This window comes from Pseudomonas sp. 6D_7.1_Bac1 (assembly GCF_025465945.1).
Taxonomy (GTDB): Bacteria; Pseudomonadota; Gammaproteobacteria; order Pseudomonadales; family Pseudomonadaceae; genus Aquipseudomonas.
This window is the reverse complement of sequence record NZ_JANLNW010000069.1, coordinates 22,370-28,917: the sequence shown is the minus strand read 5'-3', so window position 1 is coordinate 28,917 and position 6,548 is coordinate 22,370. Positions and strand designations below refer to the sequence as shown.

General features: G+C 58.8%; 6 protein-coding genes. 4 read left to right on the top strand and 2 right to left on the bottom strand.

Features of this window, described 5'->3' with window-relative positions:
- The first annotated feature begins 172 nt into the window (after positions 1 to 172).
- The 4 genes from antA (at position 173) to NTD87_RS18310 (ending at position 4,577) form a co-directional block, all read left to right on the top strand.
- Complete coding sequence (antA, locus tag NTD87_RS18325) at positions 173 to 1,561, top strand: anthranilate 1,2-dioxygenase large subunit (protein ID WP_262115488.1); 1,389 nt, start codon at positions 173 to 175, stop codon at positions 1,559 to 1,561.
- 2 nt (positions 1,562 to 1,563) lie between these two features.
- A complete protein-coding gene (gene antB / locus NTD87_RS18320) occupies positions 1,564 to 2,055 on the top strand; it encodes an anthranilate 1,2-dioxygenase small subunit (protein ID WP_262115487.1) in 492 nt (163 codons plus the stop codon).
- 18 nt (positions 2,056 to 2,073) lie between these two features.
- Complete coding sequence (gene antC, locus NTD87_RS18315) at positions 2,074 to 3,096, top strand: anthranilate 1,2-dioxygenase electron transfer component AntC (RefSeq protein WP_262115485.1); 1,023 nt, start codon at positions 2,074 to 2,076, stop codon at positions 3,094 to 3,096.
- A 77-nt stretch (positions 3,097 to 3,173) separates the two neighbouring features.
- Entirely contained in the window at positions 3,174 to 4,577 is a 1,404-nt protein-coding gene (locus NTD87_RS18310) for an amino acid permease (RefSeq protein ID WP_262115484.1), read from the top strand.
- A 228-nt stretch (positions 4,578 to 4,805) separates the two neighbouring features.
- Here NTD87_RS18310 and kynA read toward each other — a convergent pair whose 3' ends face one another.
- Entirely contained in the window at positions 4,806 to 5,660 is an 855-nt protein-coding gene (gene kynA, locus NTD87_RS18305; protein WP_262115482.1) for a tryptophan 2,3-dioxygenase, read from the bottom strand.
- Positions 5,657 to 6,322, bottom strand: a complete 666-nt coding sequence (gene kynB / locus NTD87_RS18300; protein ID WP_262115481.1) for an arylformamidase — start codon at positions 6,320 to 6,322, stop codon at positions 5,657 to 5,659. Before kynB ends, kynA begins: the two co-directional genes overlap by 4 nt.
- Positions 6,323 to 6,548: the final 226 nt, after the last annotated feature.

The following is a 6,548-nucleotide window of genomic DNA, read 5'->3' as shown; positions in this document are numbered from 1 at the left end:
GGGGGGGGGGGTGGGGGGGGGGGGGGGGGGCCCCCCCCCCCCACAAGGTTGGGGGCGCCCGCGTCCACCGGATTTAGTGGACTGCCTTCGTCGACTAACCGGATAGACCCCTGCCCGCCCCACTCTCTCTAATGAGTGCACCGATTGACCTGAATAAAAAAGGTGCACACCCATGAGTGGCGAAAAAAACGTCGAGCAGTGGAAAGCGTTCATTGAAGGCTGCCTGGACTTCCGTCCGGCAGAAGGCGTGTTCCGTATCGCTCGGGACATTTTTACCGAGCCGCAACTGTTCGATCTGGAGATGGAACTGATCTTCGAGAAGAACTGGATCTACGCCTGCCACGAAAGCGAGCTGGCCAACAATCACGATTTCGTCACGATGCGTGCCGGCCGCCAACCGATGATCATTACCCGTGATGGCGACGGCCAACTCAACGCGCTGATCAACGCCTGCCAGCATCGCGGCACCACATTGACCCGCGTCGGCAAAGGTAACCAGTCGACCTTCACCTGCCCCTTCCACGCCTGGTGCTACAAAAGCGACGGACGTCTGGTCAAGGTCAAGGCCCCCGGCGAATACCCGGAAGGTTTCGACAAGGCTACACGCGGCCTGAAAAAGGCCCGCATCCAGAGCTACAAGGGCTTCGTGTTCATCAGCCTGGATGTTAACGGCGATAACAGCCTCGAAGACTTCCTCGGCGACGCCAAAGTGTTCTTCGACATGATGGTCGCCCAGTCACCCACTGGTGAACTGGAAGTGCTGCCCGGCAAGTCGGCCTACACCTACGACGGTAACTGGAAACTGCAGAACGAGAACGGCCTGGACGGTTATCACGTCAGCACGGTCCACTATAACTACGTGGCCACGGTGCAACACCGCCAGCAGGTCAACAGCGAGAACGGCACCGACGCGAGCAGCACCCTCGACTACAGCAAGCTGGGGGCCGGTGACGCCAATACCGATGACGGCTGGTTTGCCTTCAACAACGGCCACAGCCTGCTGTTCAGTGACATGCCCAACCCGACCGTGCGTTCCGGCTACGCGACGATCATGCCGCGTCTGATCGAAGAGCACGGTCAGGAAAAAGCCGAATGGATGATGCATCGGCTGCGCAACCTGAACATCTACCCGAGTCTGTTTTTCCTCGATCAAATCAGCTCGCAGCTACGGATCATCCGCCCCGTGGCCTGGAACAAGACCGAGATCATCAGCCAATGCCTGGGCGTGAAAAACGAGTCGGATGCGGATCGCGAGAATCGGATCCGGCAGTTCGAAGATTTCTTCAACGTATCGGGACTCGGCACGCCAGATGACCTGGTGGAGTTCCGCGAAGCCCAGCGCGGTTTCCAGGCGCGGCTGGAGCGCTGGAGCGATATCTCGCGCGGCAGCCACCAGTGGGCGACCGGCGCCACGCCCAACAGCGAGTCGATCGGCATCGCGCCAGCTATGACCGGCACTGAATTTACCCACGAAGGGCTCTACGTCAACCAGCACAGCAACTGGCAGAAGTTTTTGCTCGACGGCCTGGACGCGAAATCCCTGAAGCTACGTGAGGTGTGATCATGAATCCGCAATTGCAGTACCAGATCGAGCAGTTTTTTTACCGCAAATCCGAACTGTGCGACGCCAAGGACTGGGACGCCTACCTCAAGCTCTTCGACGAGCAGAGTGAGTTTCACCTGCCGCAATGGGATTCCGAGCACGTCTACACCCAAGACCCCAAGCGCGAAATGTCGTTGATCTACTACGCCAACCGTTCAGGCCTGGAAGACCGCGTATTCCGCCTGCGCACCGGTAAAGCCGCGTCGGCGACACCGATGCCGCGCACCCTGCACCTGATCAACAACGTGCGCATCGGCGAACTCGAAAACGCTGAGCTGGAGGTGCGGCTGAACTGGCACACCTTGTTCTATCGCCTGGCCACGTCCGAGCAGTTTTACGGGACCGCGACCTATCGCCTCAAGCCTCACGCAGACAGCTGGGTAATTACCCGCAAACACGTGTTGCTGCTCAACGACACCATCAACTCGGTGCTCGATTTCTACCACCTCTGAATCCATGGAGACCGAGGCATGAACCACAAGGTTGCGTTCAGTTTTGCCGACGGCAAAACACTGTTTTTTCCCGTGCAGGCCAACGAAATACTGCTCGATGCCGCGTTGCGCAACGGCATCAATATTCCTCTGGATTGCCGCGAGGGTGTCTGCGGTACCTGTCAGGGGCGCTGCGAGTCCGGCGACTACAGCCAGGATTATGTGGATGAAGAAGCCCTCACCAGCCTCGATCTGCAGCAACGCAAGATGCTCACCTGTCAGACGCGGGTGAAGTCCGATGCCGCGTTCTACTTCGACTTCGCCTCCAGTCTGTGTAATGCCGCAGGACCCGCGCAGCTCAGCGGCACGGTCACGCAGGTCCGTCAGGTCTCGGCCAGTACCGCGATCCTGCACCTGGATTTGGGAACGGCCGCCCAGCCACTGGATTTCCTGCCGGGGCAGTACGCTCGCCTGCTGATTCCAGGAACCACCAGTAAACGTTCCTACTCCTTCGCCAACCGCCCAAGCAGCAGCAATCAGCTGCAATTTCTGATTCGCCTGTTACCCGACGGGGTGATGAGCAATTACATTCGTGAGCGCTGCCAGGTGGGCGATACCATTGGCCTGGAAGCACCGTTGGGCGCGTTCTACCTTCGCCACATCGCCAAGCCGCTGATTCTGGTGGCCGGTGGCACCGGGCTGTCCGCGCTGTTGGGCATGCTCGACGAAATCGTCGCACGCGGTTGCGAGCAGCCTGTGCACCTGTACTACGGCGTACGGGGCGCTGCCGATCTGTGCGAAGGCGAACGAATCGGTGCCTATGCTCAACGCATTCCAGGGTTTCGCTACACCCCCGTGGTCAGCGATGCTTCTGCGGATTGGGATGGAAAACGCGGCTACATCGCCGAGCATTTCGATGCCAGCGAACTGCGCGACGCCGCGGTCGACATGTACGTCTGCGGGCCGCCGCCGATGGTCGAGTCGATCAAGAGCTGGTTGCAGGATCAAACCCTGGACAACGTGCAGCTGTATTACGAAAAATTCACTGAAAGTAACGTCTGAGGCGCACAAACGAGCGGTAATTGAATAAGCTGTCGACCTGTAACAAAGCCTGGCCATAACAACGAGAAGGTAACCAGATGGCGGATGAACTACTGCAACAGGGCGTACTCAAGCGGGGGCTGAAAAACAGGCATATTCAGCTGATCGCGCTGGGCGGCGCGATCGGTACAGGGCTGTTTCTCGGCTCCGCCGGCGTGCTCAAGTCGGCGGGTCCTTCGATGATCCTCGGCTATGCGATTGCCGGATTCATCGCCTTTTTGATCATGCGCCAGTTGGGAGAGATGATTGTCGAAGAGCCGGTCGCCGGCTCCTTCAGCCACTTTGCTCACAACTACTGGGGTAGTTTTGCCGGCTTCCTGTCTGGCTGGAACTACTGGGTGCTGTACGTGCTGGTGGGCATGGCGGAGCTGACAGCCGTTGGCAAGTACGTGCAGTTCTGGTGGCCAGAGGTCCCCACTTGGGTCAGCGCGGCGGTGTTCTTCGTCCTGGTCAACCTGATCAACACGATGAACGTCAAAGTCTTCGGTGAAATGGAATTCTGGTTCGCCATCATCAAGGTCGTGGCGATCATCGGCATGATCGCCCTGGGCTGTTACATGCTGGTCAGCGGCACCGGCGGCCCGCAGGCCTCAGTGAGCAACCTGTGGAGCCACGGCGGTTTCTTCCCCAACGGCACCAACGGTTTGCTGATGTCGATGGCGTTCATCATGTTCTCCTTCGGCGGCCTGGAGCTGGTCGGCATCACCGCCGCTGAAGCCAGCGAGCCGAGGAAGGTCATTCCCAAGGCGATCAATCAGGTGGTTTACCGCGTGTTGATCTTCTACGTCGGCGCACTCACCGTGTTGCTGTCGCTGTACCCATGGGACCAACTGCTACAGACACTGAGCGCTTCCGGCGATGCCTACAGCGGCAGCCCGTTTGTGCAGATTTTCGCCTTGATCGGCAGCAACACCGCGGCGCAGATCCTCAATTTTGTGGTGCTCACCGCGGCGCTCTCGGTCTACAACAGCGGCGTCTACTGCAACAGCCGCATGCTCTACGGCCTGGCGGAACAGGGCGATGCACCCAAGGCGCTGATGAAGCTGAACAAACAAGGCGTACCGTTACGGGCGCTGGGCATATCGGCGCTGATCACGATGTTGTGCGTGGTGGTTAACTACGTCGCCCCGAATGAAGCGCTTGAGTTGCTGTTCGCCCTGGTGGTCGCCTCGTTGATGATCAACTGGGCAATGATCAGCCTGACTCACCTGAAGTTTCGCAAGGCCATGGGCCAACGCGGCATCGTCCCGGGCTTCAAGGCATTCTGGTCGCCGTACACCAATTACCTGTGCCTGGCCTTCATGGCCATGATCATCTACGTGATGCTGATGATTCCAGGCGTACGCGCGTCGGTCTACGCCATCCCGGTCTGGGTGCTGATCCTGTTCGTGTTCTACCGGATTCGCCTGGCCAGGACACGCTCGTTGTCGGTCGCTCAATAACCTTCAGCCAGTCGAAAAAAAGCCCCGGCATTCGATGAATGCCGGGGCTTTTGCTTTCTGTAGCAGCTGGCGCAGCCTGCGTTCGAGCGCGCAGCGCTCGTAAATACAAACAACTCGGTGCACCTGATGCACCTCAGCGGATGATTTTACGACTGCTGCGCCCGAGCGCGGACCGAGCCGAACGCAGCCTTCGGCAGCTGCTACGCCGGGAATCCTCTAGCGCCTGGTTCAGAGGGTCGAACGCACGCGCCACAATTCCGGGAACAGTACGGTATCAAGCATCTTGCGCAGATAGCCGACACCTTCGGTGCCGCCGGTGCCTGGTTGGAAGCCGATGATCCGCTCGACCGTGGTGACATGGCGGAAGCGCCATTGACGGAACGAGTCCTCCAGATCGATCAGTTTCTCCGCCAATTGGTAGAGATCCCAATAACGCGAAGGGTCGGTGTAGACCACACGCCAGGCAGCCTCGACCGAGGCGTCATGAACGGTCGGACTGGCCGGATCGCGCTCCAGGCGCTGTGGATCAATCGCCAATCCTGCGCCGGCCATCAACCGTATCGCTTCGTCATACAGCGACGGCGTGGCAATCGCCTTTTCGAGCTCCGCCAACAGCTCAGGCCGATGTGCATGCGGGCGCAACAGCGTTGCACTTTTGTTGCCGAGGATGAATTCGATCTCGCGGTACTGAAACGACTGGAAGCCCGATGACTGCCCCAGAAACGGCCGGATCGCGTGGTACTCGGTAGGCGTCATGGTCGCCAGCACCGTCCAGGCATGTACCAGCTGATCGAAAATCCGCGACACCCGCGCCAGCATTTTGAAGGCTGGCGGCAACTCGCCCAGCCTGACGTGTTCACGAGCGGCCTTGAGCTCGTGCAGCATCAGCTTCATCCACAGTTCGGACGTCTGATGCTGGATGATGAACAGCATCTCGTTATGGTCCGGGGACAAGGGGTGCTGGGCGCTGAGAATCTTCCCCAGGTCCAGGTAGTCGCCGTAGCTCATGGAGTCGGAAAAATTCAGCTCCGCGTTATGCCATTCCTCTGTCTGGTTGTCAGGTGAATAGGGACATTGGCTCATTGAGCAGGCTCCTCACGTGGCGGTGTATTCAGTGGACGCAAAATCGCCCTGACCGGACTCGCGTCCAGGTTGGCAAACCGCAGCGGCAGTGCAATCAGTTCATAGTCGCCTTCCGGCACGTCATCGAGCACGATGCCTTCAAGGATCGCCATGCCATGGCGGGCCACTGCGTTGTGCGAATCCATGCTCTTGGACTGTTGAGGGTCCAGGGACGGTGTATCGATACCGATTAGCCGCACGCCAAGGCTCGACAACAGGTCGACGGTTTCTTTGGCCACCGCCGTGAAATCCGGATCCCAGGTGGCCAACGGTGCCTGTTGATAAGTGCGCAGCAGGACGCGCTCGGGCAGATTCGCAAGGCGCCCTTCCAGTTGCTCGGGCTTAACCAGTGCGCCGCTGTCCAGACAATGCAGTACACGACACGGACCGATGTAGACATCCAGCGACACATCGCCAATGGCCACACCGTCGGCGCTGTAATGCAGCGGCGCATCGACATGGGCACCGGTGTGCGGAGACAGGGTGATGCGGCCGACGTTCACCGGGCACTCGGGGCCGAAGGTCCAGACGCGCTCTTCCTGAAACGGCGTATCACCCGGCCACGTCGGCGTTGCGGTGCTCAAGGGCGGGCTGATATCCCACCACGACATTGTTTTTTTCATTGCATAGCTCTCGGCCTACTCTCACGTGAATGATACGAGTGATGCCTGTACACATTCTTGCGAAAACCTTCATGAACGACCAAATGTTTCGCACAAAATTCTAAATAAGCGAAATTTATCAGGTGGAAATTTCAATCAGCAAAACAGACATCCTGAATGTCCGCTTGAGCGGGTTTGAACGATAGCGCGTTTCTGGACAGCTCAGTGTCGAGTACAGACAACTGAC